Annotated in this window: 18 protein-coding genes and 1 pseudogene; 9 read left to right on the top strand and 10 right to left on the bottom strand. The window is 60.1% G+C overall.

Annotated features, from left to right (window positions below):
* Positions 1-137 precede the first annotated feature (137 nt).
* Positions 138-1,214 carry a 3-deoxy-7-phosphoheptulonate synthase gene (locus ACP7BN_RS08525; protein ID WP_042560279.1) on the top strand — a complete coding sequence of 359 codons (1,077 nt, stop codon included), beginning with the start codon at positions 138-140 and terminating at the stop codon, positions 1,212-1,214.
* Between the two features lie 69 nt (positions 1,215-1,283).
* Here the strand turns inward: ACP7BN_RS08525 and ACP7BN_RS08520 are convergent, their stop codons facing one another.
* On the bottom strand, positions 1,284-1,565 hold the full coding sequence (locus ACP7BN_RS08520; RefSeq protein ID WP_420646642.1) for a GNAT family N-acetyltransferase: 282 nt from the start codon (positions 1,563-1,565) through the stop codon (positions 1,284-1,286).
* Positions 1,566-2,202: 637 nt separating this feature from the next.
* Between ACP7BN_RS08520 and oprI the strand changes: the two genes are divergently transcribed.
* Complete coding sequence (oprI, locus tag ACP7BN_RS08515) at positions 2,203-2,454, top strand: outer membrane lipoprotei OprI (RefSeq protein ID WP_003199355.1); 252 nt, start codon at positions 2,203-2,205, stop codon at positions 2,452-2,454.
* A 124-nt stretch (positions 2,455-2,578) separates the two neighbouring features.
* Here the strand turns inward: oprI and ACP7BN_RS08510 are convergent, their stop codons facing one another.
* The 3 genes from ACP7BN_RS08510 to ACP7BN_RS08500 all read right to left on the bottom strand — a co-directional run bounded on the left by ACP7BN_RS08510 (position 2,579) and on the right by ACP7BN_RS08500 (position 4,644).
* On the bottom strand, positions 2,579-3,550 hold the full coding sequence (locus tag ACP7BN_RS08510) for a L,D-transpeptidase family protein (RefSeq protein ID WP_426203178.1): 972 nt from the start codon (positions 3,548-3,550) through the stop codon (positions 2,579-2,581).
* A 137-nt stretch (positions 3,551-3,687) separates the two neighbouring features.
* Positions 3,688-3,981: a hypothetical protein gene (locus tag ACP7BN_RS08505; protein ID WP_420646640.1), complete on the bottom strand. Its 294-nt coding sequence runs from the start codon at positions 3,979-3,981 to the stop codon at positions 3,688-3,690.
* 57 nt (positions 3,982-4,038) lie between these two features.
* Positions 4,039-4,644 (bottom strand): arylesterase, encoded by a 606-nt coding sequence (locus ACP7BN_RS08500; RefSeq protein ID WP_420646639.1) that lies wholly within the window; start codon positions 4,642-4,644, stop codon positions 4,039-4,041.
* Positions 4,645-4,654: 10 nt separating this feature from the next.
* Here ACP7BN_RS08500 and ACP7BN_RS08495 point away from each other — a divergent pair, with 10 nt between their 5' ends.
* From ACP7BN_RS08495 to greB, 3 genes are read left to right on the top strand one after another with little or no spacing between them, the layout of a single operon-like run.
* Positions 4,655-5,338, top strand: a complete 684-nt coding sequence (locus ACP7BN_RS08495; protein ID WP_420646638.1) for an ABC transporter ATP-binding protein — start codon at positions 4,655-4,657, stop codon at positions 5,336-5,338.
* The gene (locus ACP7BN_RS08490; RefSeq protein ID WP_426203172.1) at positions 5,338-7,842 is read left to right on the top strand and encodes an ABC transporter permease; all 2,505 of its coding nucleotides are present in this window, start codon (positions 5,338-5,340) and stop codon (positions 7,840-7,842) included. The genes ACP7BN_RS08495 and ACP7BN_RS08490 overlap by 1 nt, the downstream gene beginning before the upstream one ends.
* 34 nt (positions 7,843-7,876) lie before the next feature.
* Positions 7,877-8,374 (top strand): transcription elongation factor GreB, encoded by a 498-nt coding sequence (gene greB / locus ACP7BN_RS08485; protein ID WP_426203170.1) that lies wholly within the window; start codon positions 7,877-7,879, stop codon positions 8,372-8,374.
* Between the two features lie 3 nt (positions 8,375-8,377).
* On the opposite strand, the gene ACP7BN_RS08480 is transcribed toward greB, so the two are convergent.
* The 3 genes from ACP7BN_RS08480 to ACP7BN_RS08470 all read right to left on the bottom strand — a co-directional run bounded on the left by ACP7BN_RS08480 (position 8,378) and on the right by ACP7BN_RS08470 (position 10,901).
* On the bottom strand, positions 8,378-8,686 hold the full coding sequence (locus ACP7BN_RS08480; RefSeq protein ID WP_426203168.1) for a class I SAM-dependent methyltransferase: 309 nt from the start codon (positions 8,684-8,686) through the stop codon (positions 8,378-8,380).
* Positions 8,687-8,937: 251 nt separating this feature from the next.
* Positions 8,938-9,372 carry a DoxX family protein gene (locus tag ACP7BN_RS08475; RefSeq protein WP_420646634.1) on the bottom strand — a complete coding sequence of 145 codons (435 nt, stop codon included), beginning with the start codon at positions 9,370-9,372 and terminating at the stop codon, positions 8,938-8,940.
* A gap of 107 nt (positions 9,373-9,479) precedes the next feature.
* Complete coding sequence (locus ACP7BN_RS08470; protein WP_426203166.1) at positions 9,480-10,901, bottom strand: transglycosylase SLT domain-containing protein; 1,422 nt, start codon at positions 10,899-10,901, stop codon at positions 9,480-9,482.
* Positions 10,902-11,136: 235 nt separating this feature from the next.
* Between ACP7BN_RS08470 and ACP7BN_RS08465 the strand changes: the two genes are divergently transcribed.
* The 3 genes and pseudogenes from ACP7BN_RS08465 to ACP7BN_RS08455 form a co-directional block, all read left to right on the top strand.
* Complete coding sequence (locus ACP7BN_RS08465) at positions 11,137-11,943, top strand: TatD family hydrolase (RefSeq protein ID WP_426203164.1); 807 nt, start codon at positions 11,137-11,139, stop codon at positions 11,941-11,943.
* Between the two features lie 97 nt (positions 11,944-12,040).
* Entirely contained in the window at positions 12,041-13,522 is a 1,482-nt protein-coding gene (locus ACP7BN_RS08460; RefSeq protein WP_426203161.1) for a methyl-accepting chemotaxis protein, read from the top strand.
* 235 nt (positions 13,523-13,757) lie between these two features.
* A pseudogene (locus tag ACP7BN_RS08455) lies at positions 13,758-13,976 on the top strand (terminase); the annotation flags it as partial.
* 44 nt (positions 13,977-14,020) lie between these two features.
* Here the strand turns inward: ACP7BN_RS08455 and ACP7BN_RS08450 are convergent.
* The 3 genes from ACP7BN_RS08450 to ACP7BN_RS08440 all read right to left on the bottom strand — a co-directional run bounded on the left by ACP7BN_RS08450 (position 14,021) and on the right by ACP7BN_RS08440 (position 16,056).
* Positions 14,021-14,815, bottom strand: coding sequence for an acyl-CoA thioesterase (locus ACP7BN_RS08450; RefSeq protein ID WP_426203158.1), 795 nt, complete (start codon positions 14,813-14,815; stop codon positions 14,021-14,023).
* 120 nt (positions 14,816-14,935) lie between these two features.
* The gene (locus tag ACP7BN_RS08445) at positions 14,936-15,700 is read right to left on the bottom strand and encodes a CHAD domain-containing protein (RefSeq protein ID WP_426203156.1); all 765 of its coding nucleotides are present in this window, start codon (positions 15,698-15,700) and stop codon (positions 14,936-14,938) included.
* Positions 15,701-15,777: 77 nt separating this feature from the next.
* Positions 15,778-16,056 (bottom strand): hypothetical protein, encoded by a 279-nt coding sequence (locus ACP7BN_RS08440; RefSeq protein WP_401269573.1) that lies wholly within the window; start codon positions 16,054-16,056, stop codon positions 15,778-15,780.
* Between the two features lie 215 nt (positions 16,057-16,271).
* Here ACP7BN_RS08440 and ACP7BN_RS08435 point away from each other — a divergent pair, with 215 nt between their 5' ends.
* The gene (locus ACP7BN_RS08435) at positions 16,272-17,318 is read left to right on the top strand and encodes a patatin-like phospholipase family protein (RefSeq protein WP_420646628.1); all 1,047 of its coding nucleotides are present in this window, start codon (positions 16,272-16,274) and stop codon (positions 17,316-17,318) included.
* Positions 17,319-17,347: the final 29 nt, after the last annotated feature.

Raw genomic sequence — 17,347 nt, 5'->3', positions numbered from 1 at the left:
CTGCAAAGCGCGGTTTGCCCATTGTCGAGCGGGCGTCTAACGCGCTAAGGTTCTGCTCCCCCGACGCGCTTAAATTCGCTGTGCTCCGCCGCGCGGGGATCGCTGGCGGCCGGCACCCGTGACCTGACGAGTAAACGATGGCTGATTTACCGATCAACGACCTAAACGTCGCTTCCAACGAGACGCTGATCACTCCCGATCAGCTCAAGCGCGATATCCCTCTGAGCGACGCTGCCTTGCGCACCGTGACCAAGGGCCGCGAAGTCATCCGCAACATTCTCGATGGCACCGACCACCGTCTGTTCGTGGTGATTGGCCCATGCTCGATCCACGACATCAAGGCTGCTCACGAATACGCCGAGCGTCTCAAAGTGCTGGCGGCGGAAGTCTCCGACACCTTGTATCTGGTGATGCGCGTGTACTTCGAGAAGCCGCGTACCACCGTCGGCTGGAAAGGTCTGATCAACGATCCGTACCTGGATGACTCGTTCAAGATTCAGGACGGTCTGCACATCGGTCGCCAACTGTTGCTGGATCTGGCCGAGAAAGGCCTGCCGACCGCCACCGAAGCGCTCGACCCGATCTCCCCGCAATACTTGCAGGATCTGATCAGCTGGTCGGCCATCGGCGCGCGTACCACCGAATCCCAGACTCACCGCGAAATGGCTTCCGGCCTGTCCTCGGCAGTCGGCTTCAAGAACGGCACTGACGGCGGCCTGACCGTGGCGATCAACGCCTTGCAGTCGGTGTCCAGCCCGCACCGTTTCCTCGGCATCAACCAGGAAGGTGGCGTGTCGATCGTCACCACCAAGGGCAACGCCTACGGTCACGTGGTGCTGCGCGGTGGCAACGGCAAGCCGAACTACGATTCGGTCAGCGTCGCCCTGTGCGAACAGGCGCTGAACAAGGCCAAGATCAAGCCGAACATCATGGTCGATTGCAGCCACGCCAACTCCAACAAGGACCCGGCGCTGCAACCGCTGGTGATGGAGAACGTCGCCAACCAGATCCTCGAAGGCAACCAGTCGATCATCGGTCTGATGGTCGAAAGTCACCTGAACTGGGGCTGCCAGGCGATCCCGAAAGACCTCGCCGACCTGCAATACGGCGTGTCGATCACCGATGCCTGCATCGACTGGTCCGCCACCGAAAACACCTTGCGCAGCATGCACGCCAAGCTCAAGGATGTGCTGCCGAAGCGTCAGCGCAGCTGATCGGCGTTTCGCACGCATAAAAAAACGCCGGGCATTGCCCGGCGTTTTTGTGTGTTCGTTTTGTCTGCGTCAGATCTTGGCAGCGCGGCGCTGGTGACGCTCCATGTAGCGCTCGACGTAGGAGCACGACGGAATCACGGTGTAGCCCATTTCGTCGGCATATTGCAGCGCCTGTTCAGTCAGGGCCGCTGCAATGCCTCGGCCGCGCAGGGCGTTAGGCACGAAGGTGCGATAGATATCCAGGGTCTGTTTCCCCAGATCCATATAGGTCAGATAGGCACGATGACCGTCCACATTGGTCTCGAACTGATGACCAGCCTGGTCATGGTGGATGGACAACGCCTCGCTCATCACTACTCCTCGCGGGTCTTGGATTCGACCCTACCTTACCGATGTTTTCCCGGCGAAGGAACATCTACGCCACCCCGTGCCTGCTGGTCACCGAGAAGAGCCACACCGATCTCGCGAACCCGAGCACGTTATAAATAGTAGGCACCATTGGCATAATTGCTCAAGGTGCACTCGTCATCGTGCTCGCCCGCGACGGGCTGCTCCGGTGGACGCAGGGGCGGCCGGGAGGAAATATCCTCCCGAAGCCAAAGCCTGAACATTGCCGGATGTTGAGACTTAAGACGTGCGACCTGTTTTAAAGTCACCTCAACATGGACAAAGATGTGCGAGGCAGCCCGCAAATTCACAACAAAAGTATGGACGAATCCATGTAGACAGACTTTAGCCAAGACTGGGTAAAGCAGTCTGTGACAGCGGGAACTTTTTTGCCTTGACTCGCTCAGCTCGGGGCTTGCAGCTGTTTATTTTTTAAACAATGCAGTTAAAAGTTGCTCGAAAAAGAATCAACGCCTACAATTTTTTTGCTTCTTGCCATACGTCAGTTTACTTACTACAAGTAATGGGTAGTATGTACGCCGGCTATTTCCTCAATCGGAGGAGACAGCCACTTAATTGAAAGTCCTTGAAGGGGAACACGATGAACAACGTTCTGAAATTCTCTGCTCTGGCATTGGCCGCAGTTCTGGCTACCGGTTGCAGCAGCGCATCGAAAGAAACTGAAGCACGTCTGACCGCTACTGAAGACGCAGCTGCTCGCTCCCAGGCTCGTGCAGACGAAGCTTACCGTAAAGCTGATGAAGCTCTGGCTGCTGCTCAAAAAGCACAACAGACTGCTGACGAAGCTAACGAGCGCGCTCTGCGTATGCTGGACAAAGCTAGCCGCAAGTAATAGTCCTTCGGGATTGTTATCAAGCCGACCCGTTTTTTGGGTCGGCTTTTTTTTGCCTGAAATTTTCTTCATGCAATAAAAAACCCGCCGACGCATCACGCATCGGCGGGTTTTTTGTCTGCGCTTACTGCTGCAGATCGAGCGGTGCGCTGGAAACCATCGGTGCCGCCGCACCTGGCGTGCCAATTTCAGTTGGCAGACCATCTTCGGCCGCGACCACGTCACGCACCACATTCCAGTCCATGCGCAGGTTGTTGGTGATGTCTTCACGCTTGAGCATCGCGTTGATCACAGCGGTGTGCTTGTCGACCACCGACGGGTTGCCCTTGTCGTCGATCGGCGTGTGCGCTTCCAGGTAGACCTTGCCGCCACTGCGACCAAACTTGTACGCATCGTTGATGATCCGTACCGAGGTGCCCACCGGAACCATGCCGGCCATTTCCAGCACGTTGTTGTTGAACATGCGGAAGCAACCGTGGCTGGTGCGCATGCCGATGCCGAACTTCTTGTTCGAGCCGTGGATCAAGTAGCCCGGCGTGCCCAGGGTGAACTTGAACGGACCCAGCGGGTTATCCGGACCGGCCGGCACAACGTTCGGCAGCGGATCGCCGTCGGCGGCATGTTCAGCCTTGATCGACGCTGGCGGAGTCCAGGTCGGATTCGGCGTTTTTGCGGTGATGGTGGTGTGAGCGATTGGCGAGCCCCAGCCCTCGCGACCGATACCCAGCGGGAAGGTGTAAACCACGTTCCGGCCTTTCGGGAAATAGTAGAGGCGGTATTCGGCAAGGTTGATCACGATGCCTTCACGCGGGCCCGGCGGCAGGATGAAACGCGTCGGCAGCACGATCTCGGTACCGGCGCCCGGCAACCAGGCATCGACGCCCGGGTTGGCCGCGACCATTTCCGAATAGCCCAGATCGTAGGTGGTGCCAAGGTCGGCGAAGGTGTCTTCGTACTTGGCCTTGATCACCTGCACCTGGCCGATGATGTCTTCACCGGGCGGTGGCAGGGGCAACTCCAATGCAGCAACGGGACCGGCCACACACAGGGCGGCAAGAGACAGGCAGCGGGTGACGGCAGGCAAGCGCGGCAACATCCGGAACATCCTTCGCATGATCAACAAGGGTATAAGAGCGCGATTGTACACCGCACTTCGGATATTCGGGCAGCCACAAGACCTGTGGCGAGGGGACTTGCCCCCGATTGGCAGCGCAGCGGCCCTCTTCACCCCAACTACAGCTCGAAACGCAACTCAGGCCAGATCGGCGAAGTCCCGCGCTTCTGCGATTCGAGAATAGCCCGGCACAGCGAACACAAACGCTGATCCTGAAACACCCGACGATCCACGCTCGACAGACGCGGTTGCGCTGGCAGCAGACTGCCGCACAGAGTGCGATCGGCCGAGCCGCCGAGCTCCAGCTGACGGGTTACCAGATGCACCCGCACTTCCTGGCAGGCGAACAGATCCAACTGCTCGTCAGGCTCGATCAGTTGATAGGCAAAAAGGGACCAGGCAGAACGCGACATCGGGGCCTCCGATCAGGGGGGCGCCACATTAGCCGAAAGCCTGCCGCTAGAAAAGCCTCAAAGCAGCGGTTTTAGCGTCGGCCAGACATTTTCCAGCAACTTGCCCTGCGCCCCGACCGCCGGGTGCAGACCATCAGCCTGCATCAAGTCCGGATGACCACCGACGCCTTCAAGGAAAAACGGCACCAGCGGGATCTTTTTATCCTCGGCAAGCTGGCCATAGACCTGCGCAAAAGCATCGGTGTAACGCTTGCCGTAATTGGGCGGCAGTTGCATGCCGAGCAATAACACCTTGGCGCCTTGCTTGCGCGAGCTGTCGATCATCGAGGCAAGATTTTGTTGCAATTGCGCTGGCGGCATTCCGCGCAGGCCATCGTTGCCGCCCAATTCGAGGATTACCAACTCGGGTTTATGCTCTGCAAGCAGCGCGGGCAGGCGCGCCTGGCCTCCGGCACTGGTGTCGCCGCTGATGGACGCATTGACCACTTTGTCGTCGAAACCTTCGGCCTTGAGCCGTTGCTCAAGCAGCGATACCCACCCCAAGCGGGTATCCAGTCCGAAACCGGCGCTGATACTATCGCCAACGATCAGGACAGTACCCGCCGCTGCGTTCTGGGCCATGCACATCAAGGCCAGGCCAGCACTCAAAAACCACACACGCATCGGATTCTCCATGGGCGCAAGTATTCTCACCGCGAAGAACCTTAGCAAAGTGGTTCCCAGCGCGGAAGGTGAACTGACCATCCTGCACGAACTCAGCCTGGAACTGAACAAGGGCGACAGCCTGGCCATCGTTGGCGCGTCCGGTTCCGGCAAATCCACCCTGCTCGGTTTGCTCGCCGGCCTCGATCTGCCGAGCAGCGGCGAAGTCACCCTCGCTGGCCAGGGCCTGAGCGGTCTCGACGAAGATCAGCGCGCACGCATTCGCGCCGAGCACGTCGGTTTCGTTTTTCAGTCCTTCCAATTGCTCGACAGTCTCAACGCACTCGAAAACGTCATGCTGCCGCTGGAACTCGACGGCCGCAAAGACGCGCGCCAACGCGCCACCCAGTTGCTCGAGCGTGTCGGCCTCGGCCAACGCCTGACGCACTCGCCGCGCCAGCTCTCCGGCGGTGAACAGCAGCGCGTGGCGATTGCCCGGGCGTTTGCCGCCGAGCCGGATGTGCTGTTCGCCGACGAACCCACCGGCAACCTCGATAGCCATACCGGCGAGCGCATCAGCGACTTGCTGTTCGAATTGAACAAGGAACGCGGCACCACACTGGTGCTGGTGACCCACGACGAACGCCTGGCACATCGCTGCCGGCGCCTGATCCGTCTTGAAGCCGGCCTGTTGGTCGCCCCTCTGGAGCCTTGATGGCACGTCTGCCGCTGTTGCGTCTGTTCAGTCTCGCCCTGCGCCAACTGATGCGCGATGCCCGCGCCGGCGAATTGCGCGTGTTGTTTTTTGCCTTGCTGGTGGCTGTGGCGGCGAGTACCGCCATCGGTTACTTCGGTGCACGATTGAATGGCGCGATGACGTTGCGCGCCACCGAATTTCTCGGCGCCGATCTGGTGCTCGAAGGCAGCTCACCGGCACGCGAGGAACAGATAAAAAGCGGCACCGAGCTGCGTCTTGATCATGCTCAGATCGTCGAATTCTCCAGCGTCGTCGCCACTGACAACGGCATTCAACTGTCGAGCATCAAAGCAGTGGACCGCGCCTATCCTCTGCGCGGAGAACTGAAGAGCGTCCCGGCGCCATTCGCTGCCGAAGAATCTGGCGGGGAACCGCAACCCGGTGAAGCCTGGGTGGAATCGCGCCTGCTGGTCGCACTGGATCTGAAGATCGGCGACAGCATCGACGTCGGCTCAAAGACGCTGAAACTGACGCGGGTGCTGACTTACGAACCGGATCGCGCAGGCAATTTCTACAGCCTGACCCCGCGGGTGCTGATCAATCTCGAAGACCTTGCCGCCACTGGCGTGGTGCAGCCCGGCAGCCGGGTGAGCTTCCGTGAGCTGTGGCGAGGTGAACCGCAGGCGCTGGAAACCTATCGTCAATTGATCAAACCGGGACTGGCGGCGAATCAGCGAATTCAGGATGCCCGTGATGGCAACCAGCAGATTGGCGGTGCATTGGGCAAGGCTGAGCGTTATCTGAATATGGCGAGTCTGGTCGCAGTGCTGTTGGCCGGGGTAGCCGTGGCACTGTCGGCCAACCGGTTCGCCAGCCGTCGATTTGATGCCAGCGCCCTGCTGCGCTGCCTCGGTTTGTCGCGACGCGAGACGATGGTGCTCTTCAGTCTGCAACTGACGGTGCTCGGGCTGTTCGCCAGCCTGACCGGCGCCATACTTGGCTGGCTCGCGCAACTGGGACTGTTTGCGTTGCTGCATGACTTGTTGCCGACTGCCGTACCACCGGGCGGTCTGCTGCCAGCGCTGGCCGGGATCGGCACGGGGCTGGTGGCGCTGGCCGGTTTCGCCTTGCCACCATTAGCGGCGTTGGGTCGCGTGCCACCGTTGCGCGTGCTGCGTCGCGACATGCTGCCGATTCCGTCGAGCACCTGGATGGTTTACGGCGCGGCACTGGGCGCGCTGGGCCTGATCATGTGGCGCTTGAGCCTGGATCTTCTGCTGACTTTCGCCCTGCTCGGGGGTGGCGTGGTTGCCGCTGTGGTTTTGGGCGGCCTGCTGCTGTTGCTGCTCAACAGCCTGCGCCGCCTGCTCGCCCGCGCGTCACTGCCGTGGCGCTTGGGCTTAGGACAGTTGTTGCGTCATCCATTGGCAGCGGCGGGTCAGGCGCTGGCATTCGGGCTGATCCTGCTGTCCATGGCGCTGATCGCTTTGCTGCGCGGCGAACTGCTCGACACCTGGCAGAACCAGTTACCGAAAAACGCGCCGAATTATTTTGCTTTGAACATTCTGCCGGCAGACAAACAGCCGTTCACTGATCATCTGATCAAAGTCTCCGCGCAAGCGGCGCCGCTGTATCCGGTGGTGCCGGGACGCCTGATCAGCATCAATGGCGAACCGGTGCAGCAACTGGTCAGCAAGGACTCGGCCGGTGACCGCGCGATTCAACGTGACCTGAGCCTGACCTGGGCCGCCGATTTGCCGAACGGCAACAAGCTCACCGCCGGTTCCTGGTGGACCGAGCAAGCGCCGGACGCTGTTCCCGGCGTATCGGTAGAAGGCAAGGTCGCAGAAAGCCTCAAGCTCAAACTTGGCGACCACATGGTGTTCACCGTCGGCGGGGTCAATCGCGAAGCCAGGGTCACCAGCCTGAGGGAGATCAACTGGGATAACTTCCAGCCGAACTTCTTCATGATCTTCCAGCCCGGCACTCTGAAGGATCTGCCAGCGACTTACCTGACCAGTTTCTATCTGGCACCCGGTCACGATCAGCAGATCGTCGAACTGTCGCGCGCGTTCCCGGCCGTGACCATCCTGCAGGTCGAAGCCTTGCTCGAACAGCTGCGCAGCATCCTCGCCCAGGTCACGCTGGCGGTGGAATATGTGTTGTTGTTTGTACTGGCGGCGGGCATGGCGGTGCTGTTCTCCGGGTTGCAGGCAACGCTGGATGAACGCATTCGCCAAGGCGCGCTGTTGCGTGCGCTGGGGGCCGAGCGCAAGTTGCTGGTCAAGGCGCGACGGATCGAGTTCGGACTGCTGGGCGCGGTCAGCGGATTGCTCGCAGCCATCGGTTCGGAAGTGGTGAGTCTGGTGTTGTATCGCTACGCCTTCGACCTGCCGTGGCATCCACATCCGTGGCTGTTGGTGCTGCCGTTGATCGGTGCGGCGCTGATCGGTGGCGCCGGAGTGTTCGGCACGCGCCGGGCACTGAATGCAAGTCCACTGACAGTGTTGCGCGAGGGTTGATAGACTCCCGCCGTCTCTATCACAAGAAATCGCCATGAGCCGTTATCGCCCTCCCCGCACCGCCGGCACCGCGCTGATCACCCCTGAAGGTGAAGCGCGGATGCGTGCCGAATTCCATGAGCTATGGCATGTGCGCCGCCCGCAAGTGACGCAGTCGGTCAGCGAAGCGGCAGCTCAGGGTGATCGCTCGGAAAACGCCGAGTACACCTACGGCAAAAAAATGCTGCGCGAGATCGACAGTCGCGTGCGCTTTCTGACTAAACGTCTGGAAGCGTTGAAGGTGGTCAGCGAAAAACCCAGCGATCCGAACAAGGTGTATTTCGGCGCATGGGTGACCATCGAAGATGAAGACGCCAAGCAGTCGCGCTACCGCATCGTCGGCCCGGATGAGCTGGATCTGAAACTGGGTCTGATCAGCATCGACTCACCGCTGGCCCGCGCCTTGATCGGCAAGGCGCTCGACGCCGAAGTCCGGGTCGAAACGCCAACTGGCGAGCAGTTCGTCTACATCGTCGCAATCGAGTATCTCTGACATTTAGCGCCGGGTAATCAAGCCCTGGCGGGCGACGCGCGTCAGTTGCTTGATCATTTCCGGGGCATCCTCGGTGCTCGGCGACTGAATCACCGCCAGATCAAAACTGTCTGTGGCGAACCGCGCGAGCGACTCACCGTCTTCGACAAACTGGATCAGGAACGCCGCAGGACCGCCGCTGCGACGTGGCCAGCCATCGAGATAACGCAACAGGGTCGGCTGGTGTTTACCGCCAAGCAGGATTTTCGGATTGCGCTGAGTGGCGTGTGCCGTGATCGGCGCGGGACGTGCTGGAGGGCGTAGTGCATTCATCGTGTCGTGTCTCTGCCTCAAAAGTCTGCATGGCAGGTGAGAGGCAACACCGAACCAGCGCTTTAGCGGTATTTCGAAGCCAGTGTTCCGGCTTCTGACGGCAACTGAAGTGTAGTCACCTGGCGCCCCGCAAGTAGCTGTTTAAATCGGCGCATGAGCGGCATCCTAGAGAACGTGACTGGCCAGTGTCAAGAATCAGCGGCAACAAAAAAGGCCCGCACAATGCGGGCCTTTGGCTTGAGCCAGAGCGGTCAACCGGCGATGGCGCGGTCCACCGACAACTTGCCTGCACCTTCGATCATGACTGCCAGGCTGCCACCGAGCAGCGCCAGCGCGAACTCATAACCGTTGTTGGCCATGAACAGGCCGTTGCTGATGTGCACGGTAAAGATAGCGACCAGCGACAGGAACGTCAGGCCAAGTGCTGCCGGACGAACCAGCAGGCCGATGATCAGCGCCAGACCGGCGAAGAATTCGGTGCCGCCAGCCAGTGTGGCCATCAGGTAGCCAGGGGTCAGGCCGAGGCTTTCCATGTACTGCGCTGTGCCAGCAAGGCCGTAGCCACCAAACAGACCGAAGAGTTTCTGCGCACCGTGAGCGGCGAAGATCACGCCGACGGCAATACGCAGAATGGTCAGGCCGTAACCGGCGCGGGTGAACAGTACCTTGTTGATCAGAGAGCTCATGTTGCGTTTCCTTGTTGTGAGAAGTGCTTGTTGGTTGGCCGCTATATTAATCAGTTAATTTCATGTTAAAAGCGTAAATATTCCGCCATAACAATCGATTTATTAGATCATTTGCGTGAAGCTACTTTTTGCGCACGGGGCTCCAGCGACTCCCGCTCCCGATCAAACGCCAAGTAATACTTGTTCACGCTATTAACATAGCTGACCGGGCCCATTCCCACCTGCTCCATGGCCACGCGCTCGACCTGGAAGAACCACTGATTGGGATTCAAGCCGCGGCGCCGCGCTTCGGCACGCATGCCTTGCACACGCTCGGGGCCGATGTTGTACGCCGCCAGGGTGAAGGCCATGCGTTCGCGCTCGTTGAGCTTGGGGCTGTTGAAGAACTTGCGGCGGATCATCGCCAGATACTTGGCCCCAGCCTGCACATTCGCCTCGAGATTCTGGATATTGCTGACGCCGACCCGCTGCGCCGCAGACGGGGTGATCTGCATCAGCCCGGTCGGGCCGCTGCCACTGCGCGCGTTGGGTTGCAGCCTCGACTCCTTGAAGGCCAGCGCCGCCAGGTTGAGCCAGTCCATGTTCTGCGCATCCGCATGTTTTTGCAGGGTCGGACGGAGTTTTTCCAGACGCTGGCGATCAGCCTTGGCCAACGGATAGTGGACTTGATAGAGACGGCGGTAGATGCGCAGGAATGCTGCATCTTCATTGGACGGTTTTTTGTAGCCGGTCAGGAAGCGGTCGATGCTCGCGCGCAGCATCGATGCATCACGGCGCACAAACCAGTATTCCTCGCCCGGTTCGCTGATCATCACTTGCCGGTCGACGCGCAGCTTGGGCAGGATCTTGCCCCAGCGCTCGGCTATCGGTTGCTCGACGATGGTCAGGTGGAAAATCCCGCCCTGGACCATTTCCAGCACGTCCTCGACCGCCAGCGTCGGATCGACCCATTCGATCTTGATCGGCGCGAGTTTGTGCAGCGCGAGTTTCTGGTTGATCTGGTTGACCGCCTCCCCCGCCACGCTGCCGGTCGGCAGTGCCACGGTTTTACCGGCGAGTTGTTCCACCTTGGCGTAGCGCCGTTCACCTTTGATTCCGACCAACACCAGCGGCACGTTGCTGGCGATCGGTTCGCTACTGGCGACGGCGAGGCCGGGTTGTAGATCGAGCAGTTCTCCCGGCGCCACCAGATCACCCTCGCCACGCCGTAACGCGCCGAGCAGTTGATCCTTGGCTTTGGGGATGATCTTGAGGGTAACTTCCTGGCCGTCGCGGGCATGGCCGTTGAGGTATTGCTCAAAGGCGCGCAGGCGATGGTATTCGACGCCGATGGACTGGCCCTGGACTTCGCCGGAGCTGTTGCGACTCTGGTTGACCAGCACTTTGAGCACGCGACTGCTGCGGATTTCCGCCAGATCGCGGACCTTGGCGGCCGGCACGGCTTGCAGCGGCCCGGGCAGGCGCGCGACCGCCGTCATCGGCAGCAACAACGAGCCACATAGCAGAAGCAAAACCGAGGGACGAACCATCCACTCTCCGGAAATAATACGGGGCGCAATCACCGTTGAAAGCGGCAACAACACCGACGAAAACAGAGCGCCTGAGCGCTGGCAAAGTGCAGCAGACTGGCACAGTGATAGCATCGCTGCCACCCCAACCGGTCACGCGGCCTCAACAGACAGTCATAAGTCTTTGTAGTTCTTGGATTTTTTTATAATCCGACAGCTCTGATATGCTTTCCGGCCTTCGGCCCGAGGTAGCACCATGCAACTCATCGATATCGGCGTCAACCTGACCAACCCGAGTTTCGCCGACAAACACCAGGCAGTCCTCGAGCGCGCCTATGCCGCCGGGGTCTGCCAACTGGTGCTGACCGGCACCAGCGTCGAGGGCAGCGAGCAAGCCCTGGAGCTGTGCCAACAGCTGGATGAAACCGGCCAGCGACTGTTCGCCACCGCCGGCATTCATCCGCATTCGGCGAGCGACTGGAATGCGGACAGCGCACGCCGTTTGCGCAGCCTGCTGAAGGAATCGAACGTGGTTGCGGTCGGCGAATGCGGGCTGGATTTCAACCGTGATTTCTCGCCGCGTCCGCAGCAGGAAAAAGTTCTCGAAGAACATCTGGCGCTGGCGGTCGAACTGCAATTGCCGGTGTTCTTGCATGAGCGTGATGCCAGCCAGCGTTTGCTGGAAATACTGCGCGACTATCGTGATCAATTGCCCGCCGCCGTGGTGCATTGCTTCACTGGCGAGCAGAAGGCGCTGTTCAGTTATCTGGATATGGATTTGCACATCGGCATCACGGGCTGGATCTGTGACGAGCGGCGCGGTACGCATCTGCATCCACTGGTCAAAGAGATCAAACGTGGACGGCTGATGCTGGAAAGCGATGCGCCGTACTTGCTGCCGCGCACCTTGCGGCCCAAACCGAAGAACGGGCGCAACGAGCCGGCGTATCTGACCGAAGTGCTGCGCGAGGTGGCGTTGCATCGCGGTGAAACCGAGGTAGATCTGGCGACGCATACCACCGCGTGTGCCCGGGCATTCTTCGGCCTGCCGAATCTCCCCTGATACGCGCCATTGATGCATATCAAGATTCGAACCTCTGTATAGCGGCACAATGCTGGCACCTTGCCAATGCTGTTTCCGCTATCAGAGAAGACCTTCCATGGGTGCCTGGCTTAGCAATATCTCGCTGAAATACAAATTCTGGGCGGTCAACGCGGTCGCCTTCGTCACCACGCTGCTGCTGGTGTTGTACGCCGTGCAACTCGAACAGCAGGCACGCAGCCATGCTGCGCAAATCTCTGCGCAAGCTCAGGCGCAATTGCTCAAGGCCTGGCCGGCCGATCAAGCGCTGCCCAAAGCCGATCAGGTGCTGACCTTCAAACGGGGCGCAGCACCGCGCCTCAACGATCAACCGTTGCTGGAAATCAGCGACAGCACGGGCTGGATCGAGATCAATCACCAGCCGCTGTTCGGTGACAACCTGCTGATCGGCGCCGAAGTATTCGGCCGTGCCGATGGTCAGCAGGTCGCAGTGATTGCCTACGGCCCGAGCCTGAGCCAGGTGTTCGGCGAGCGCTTCACCAATTACGCGGTCGCGGTGTTGATCCTGATGCTGGCGATGCTCGGCGCTTCGCAACTGCTGATTCGCTTCCTGCTCAGCCAACTCAACACCTTGAAAGACGTGATGCTGCACGTCGAGAAAACCGGCGATCTCGCCGCGCGCGTGCCGTTGGCCTGCACGGATGAAGTCGGACAGATGGCCAATGCCTTCAACGCGATGCAGGCCGGTTATCAGCGCGTGGTCACCACGGTGGCCAACACCGCGCGGCAACTGGATGTCGGCGCCGCGCGACTGGCAGCGAGCATGAACGAGGTACGTCACGGCATGCTTGGCCAGCAGAGCGAAACCGATCAGGCTGCCACCGCGATCAACGAGATGACCGCCACCGTTTACCACATCGCCCAACATGCCGGCGCCACCCGCGACCTTTCGCAAACTGCTGATGGTCTGGCTGGCAGCGGTCAACAAGTGGTGAGTCGCGTACAGACTTCGATTGCCAGCCTGTCCAGCGGCGTGCAGCAGACGGCCGAGATGATTCAACGGCTGGCCGAGGACAGTCAGAAAATCAACGGCGTAGTCAGCGTGATTCACAGCATTGCCGAGCAGACCAATCTGCTCGCGCTGAATGCCGCCATCGAAGCCGCTCGCGCCGGTGAGATGGGACGCGGTTTTGCAGTGGTCGCCGACGAGGTGCGCAACCTCGCCAAGCGGGTGCAGGCTTCAACCGATGAAATCACCACTATGGTCTCGGCGTTGCAGGCCGGGACGCGCGATGCGGTGGATTTCATGCAGGAGAGTTCGTACAAGGCCGATGACTGTGTGCAACAGGCGCAGGAGGCTGGCGAGGCATTGGCGGAGATCACCGGAGCGGTGGCGCAGATGCGCGAGAGCAACACGCAGATTGCCGTGGCGGCCGAGCAGCAGAGTCAGGTTGCCGAGGAGATGAATCGCGCGGTGGTGAGCATTCGTGATGTGACCGAGAACACCGTGCAGCAAACGGTTGATTCGGCGACTACCAGTAATGAACTGGCGACGTTGGCCGGGGAGTTGAGCAAGGCTATAGGCCAGTTGAAACTCTGAGGGCCTCATCGCGGGCAAGTCGAATCGTCGCACCGCCGCTCCCACAGGGATTTGCAGTGAACAAGGATTTTGTGAGCACCTGAAATCCTGTGGGAGCGGGCTTGCCCGCGATGGCGTCAGCCGCAGCGACATCAGATTTGGCCTATCGCTTCCATAGCCAACCTTGATTCGCCGCCCTTCCCGCCCGGGCCTATTCTTCAATCATAGAGTCGAACCTGGATTGAGGAGCAGCATCATGGGCAAACGTCATCCCAACCTTCCCGCGTGGCAATGGCGCACGGACCTGGGTAATCATCAGCACCCGACCAATCTGGGCCTGCACCTGATCGCCGTGCCACTGTTCATCGTCGCATTTCTGCTGATTGTTTCCGGCGTGTTCAGCACAAGTCTGGCAAGCGTCGCCATCGGCGTGATCGGCATCGTTGCCGCACTGGCGCTGCATCGCCACGGCAACCGCGAAGATTCGTACCGGGCGTGAGCGCCAGCGCTGGCAGTGAGTCAGGCGAAAATGGTCACGGTCTGCCGACTCATGGCGATCAGTTCACCCTGCTCGCTCCACAGCTTGGCGGCGACGTGGCCGTAACCGTCGGCCGCGTACTCGATTTCCGCCAGATACATGCACCAGTCCAGCGTGCTCAAATCGCGTAGCGGCTGAACGAATTCGATGGTCCAGGTCAGCGTACTGCCCGGCGCCGGCTTCTTCAGATACGGCAACAATGCCGGAGGCCAGGCATCGACCAGCGCCAGCAGATGCGCTTCGCTGACCGGTTCTTCCTTCACATCCCCACGCAAGCGCACCCAGCCGCCCATTTGCCGCGATTTGGTGCCGGTAAACGGCATGCCGCCGACGCTCCAGCGCATCGCCAAGTGACGCATGAATTCCGGGGTCACGCCTTTGATGTAGGGCAGTTCCTGGCACTCATCAAAGTGTTTCATCTCGGGCGCAGGTTGCGCATCCACAGCCACCTCGGACGTGCGCGAGGCGCCGAAGCTGCCTTGCACCATCGTCACCACCTGACCGTTCTGCATGGCTCGACCAAGTACCTGGATGACGGCTTTGCCTTCACGCAGGATTTCGACTTCGAAGCTCACCGGCACTTGCGGTTCGACCGGGCCGACAAAGGTGATCGCCAGCGAGCGTACCGGCCGCTCCGCTGGCACCTTGGCGCGCATGGCCTCGTATTGCAGCGCGGCAACCAGCCCGCCGAAACTGGCGCGGCCCTGACCCCATTCAGCCGGGATAGTGACCTCCGGTTTAACGCGGACGACATCGAGCAGATCGCTAAAGCGCATGGAAACCTCGGACACTGGAAAGGGAATGCAGGGATCTTAACCAGCATGGCAGAGCGGCGCAGCGTCTATTCCGGTCAAAGAGACTGACAGATAGGCCGCGCGCCGCATTTGATTTGAAGATTATTTGAAGCAGGTCGAGCTGAGTTTTTCGAGGACCCGGTCTGCCTTGGCTTCGGCCTTGCTCATGGTCGCCTGCCAAGTCGCAACGCAGGGTTGCAGATCGCTTTCCAATTCAGCCTTGGCCAGCCATTGCCAGCAATCGTGCCAGTCGCCTAACGCCGCTTGCGCCGACTTCAACCGCTCCAGCGCCGGCTCAGGCAGACGATCAAGCTCGGGATAGGCCTCGATGCCATAACGCACACGCTTGATCAGCAGTCGCAAACGATGGCGGTCATGGGCCGGATCGTGCAGCGCCACATCGAGATTCTTCCATTGTTTGCTCAGACGTTTTTCGATGCGTTTACCCAGACCATTCAGCAGCCCCTGACGCTGGGACGCGCGCAGAAAACGCGGAAACGCGTCGAGGATCATCAGCAGCGCAGCCACTTCGCCGCTCGCCGCCAGCGCTGGATACGCCTCAGCCATTTGCGCCATGCGCCGACGTGCAGCCTCGGGTTGATCATGCTCCAGCAGATAGGCCGCCAACACTTCGCGGTCGCGCCACGGTGTGGTCAGTTGGCCGACGCTGGCGGCCGCCGTTTCCAGCTGTTCGACACCCGGCAAGCCACGCAATGGCCGCAGCAGGCTGCGCAAGCGCCGCACCGTGGTACGCAAATCGTGCAGCGCTTCGGGATCGGTGCGCGCCGTCAGACGTGCCTGACAGGCCAGCAGCCGCACTTCAATGCTCAGCACCTGAGCCACCAACCGGTCAACCAACGCAGACATCACTTGCTCCTCGATCCAATGACTCGGCACGAATATGCGCTGGCGCAAGCCTTCGGCACTTGCGCCATGTCAGCAGCTTAGCGTCCGGCGCGCGATTCGCGAATGTAGAACCGCGCCTTCTCGGCCTTGCTCGCACAGCCTTCGAAACCTTCGAATTGCTGCTGAGTCTTGGCCGCCGTCAGCAACGACAGGGCTTTGGAGTAGCTGACGGTGCCGGCGAAACCTTCGGCCTTGGCCAGGTCCAGCTCATGCCACGCGGTATCCAGTTGGCTGCCGCAGCTGTCGCGGTACGCGGTTTTACCGGCGCAACCGGCCAAGGCCAAAGCCATCAACGGCACACAGATCCAGGCTTTCATCACTCACACCTCAAAGATAGGTCAACAGTCGTGCAGGTAAGACGGTCTGGCGCGCAAAAAGTGCCTTGCGCCCCGGTAATCCGCCGCAGCGCAAAGATAGCGTCAGCGGGTCATGAAGTATCGAAAAAACGACGCCGCCCCTGCCCCGAGCGACCTCGGCGATTGAAGCCCCGCCCTCGATGGGTGCATTGTGCAAGCTTGTCGGAGGAAGTTTGATGAAAAAGCGTGTTGCACTGGTTCTGGGTTCAGGTGGCGCCCGGGGCTATGCCCATATCGGCGTCATTGAAGAAATCGAAAGTCGTGGTTACGAAATCGCCTGTATCGCCGGCTGTTCAATGGGCGCCGTCGTGGGCGGAATCTATGCTGCCGGCAAACTTGACGAGTACAAGAACTGGATCGAAAGCCTCGACTACCTCGACGTGCTGCGCCTGGTCGATGTGAGTTTCCGCCTCGGTGCGATTCGTGGCGAAAAAGTCTTCGGGCAGATCCGCAAGATCGTCGGCGAGATCAACATCGAAGAACTGCGCATCCCCTACACAGCAGTCGCCGCCGACCTGACCAATCAGCAGGAAATCTGGTTCCAGGAAGGCTGTCTGCACCAAGCCATGCGCGCCTCGGCGGCGATTCCCAGCCTGTTCACTCCGGTGATGCAAGGCAATCGAATGCTGGTCGATGGCGGCATTCTCAATCCGTTGCCTATTGTGCCGGTGGTGTCGAGCCATTGCGATTTGATCATTGCGGTGAATCTGAACTCGACCAACCAGCGTCATTACAAATTGCCGGTCATTCAACGTCCACCGGCGTTTCGCAGCCGCTTCGACAACCTGATCAGTTCGCTGGGTTCGAAGATGCCGTTTCGCCGGACTCAGGCCGAGAAATTGCTGGAGCTGGAACGGGAAGCTCTGCGCGCGCAATCTGCGGAGGTCAATCCGTGGGTCGAAGGCGCGGAGCCGGAAAGTCAGCAACCGGCCGCCGCGCCTGAACGTGAAGGTGCGCCAAAATCCGCAACCGGTTCGTTCATCATCGATAACGTCGGGCCGGCATCGTTGCTGGACTTGATCAACCAGAGTTTCGAGGTGATGCAAACCTCGCTGGCGCAGTACAAGATTGCCGGGTATCCGCCGGACATACTGATCAACGTGCCGAAGCGCGTGTGCCGTTTTTTCGAGTTCTACAAAGCGCCGGAGTTGATCGCGCTGGGTCGAGAGATTGCGCGGGATACGATGGATCGGTATGAGAGTGAGCAGAGTAGAGAGCCCTGAAGTTCTCTATCGCCTGGAAGGGCCTCATC

Source organism: Pseudomonas sp. TWP3-1 (genome assembly GCF_049896625.1).
GTDB lineage: Bacteria > Pseudomonadota > Gammaproteobacteria > Pseudomonadales > Pseudomonadaceae > Aquipseudomonas.
This window is presented reverse-complemented; position numbering and strand designations above follow the sequence as displayed.

Excerpts from the sequence above, each read along its gene's own strand:
- ACP7BN_RS08495 (WP_420646638.1), top strand. The coding sequence starts at position 4,655 with ATGGGCGCAAGTATTCTCACCGCGAAGAACCTTAGCAAAGTGGTTCCC.
- ACP7BN_RS08520 (WP_420646642.1), bottom strand. The coding sequence starts at position 1,565 with ATGAGCGAGGCGTTGTCCATCCACCATGACCAGGCTGGTCATCAGTTC.
- ACP7BN_RS08475 (WP_420646634.1), bottom strand. The coding sequence starts at position 9,372 with ATGAGCTCTCTGATCAACAAGGTACTGTTCACCCGCGCCGGTTACGGC.
- ACP7BN_RS08470 (WP_426203166.1), bottom strand. The coding sequence starts at position 10,901 with ATGGTTCGTCCCTCGGTTTTGCTTCTGCTATGTGGCTCGTTGTTGCTG.
- ACP7BN_RS08525 (WP_042560279.1), top strand. The coding sequence starts at position 138 with ATGGCTGATTTACCGATCAACGACCTAAACGTCGCTTCCAACGAGACG.
- ACP7BN_RS08500 (WP_420646639.1), bottom strand. The coding sequence starts at position 4,644 with ATGCGTGTGTGGTTTTTGAGTGCTGGCCTGGCCTTGATGTGCATGGCC.
- ACP7BN_RS08440 (WP_401269573.1), bottom strand. The coding sequence starts at position 16,056 with ATGAAAGCCTGGATCTGTGTGCCGTTGATGGCTTTGGCCTTGGCCGGT.
- ACP7BN_RS08450 (WP_426203158.1), bottom strand. The coding sequence starts at position 14,815 with ATGCGCTTTAGCGATCTGCTCGATGTCGTCCGCGTTAAACCGGAGGTC.
- oprI (WP_003199355.1), top strand. The coding sequence starts at position 2,203 with ATGAACAACGTTCTGAAATTCTCTGCTCTGGCATTGGCCGCAGTTCTG.
- ACP7BN_RS08490 (WP_426203172.1), top strand. The coding sequence starts at position 5,338 with ATGGCACGTCTGCCGCTGTTGCGTCTGTTCAGTCTCGCCCTGCGCCAA.
- ACP7BN_RS08465 (WP_426203164.1), top strand. The coding sequence starts at position 11,137 with ATGCAACTCATCGATATCGGCGTCAACCTGACCAACCCGAGTTTCGCC.
- ACP7BN_RS08505 (WP_420646640.1), bottom strand. The coding sequence starts at position 3,981 with ATGTCGCGTTCTGCCTGGTCCCTTTTTGCCTATCAACTGATCGAGCCT.
- ACP7BN_RS08460 (WP_426203161.1), top strand. The coding sequence starts at position 12,041 with ATGGGTGCCTGGCTTAGCAATATCTCGCTGAAATACAAATTCTGGGCG.
- ACP7BN_RS08480 (WP_426203168.1), bottom strand. The coding sequence starts at position 8,686 with ATGAATGCACTACGCCCTCCAGCACGTCCCGCGCCGATCACGGCACAC.
- ACP7BN_RS08510 (WP_426203178.1), bottom strand. The coding sequence starts at position 3,550 with ATGTTGCCGCGCTTGCCTGCCGTCACCCGCTGCCTGTCTCTTGCCGCC.
- greB (WP_426203170.1), top strand. The coding sequence starts at position 7,877 with ATGAGCCGTTATCGCCCTCCCCGCACCGCCGGCACCGCGCTGATCACC.
- ACP7BN_RS08445 (WP_426203156.1), bottom strand. The coding sequence starts at position 15,700 with ATGTCTGCGTTGGTTGACCGGTTGGTGGCTCAGGTGCTGAGCATTGAA.
- ACP7BN_RS08435 (WP_420646628.1), top strand. The coding sequence starts at position 16,272 with ATGAAAAAGCGTGTTGCACTGGTTCTGGGTTCAGGTGGCGCCCGGGGC.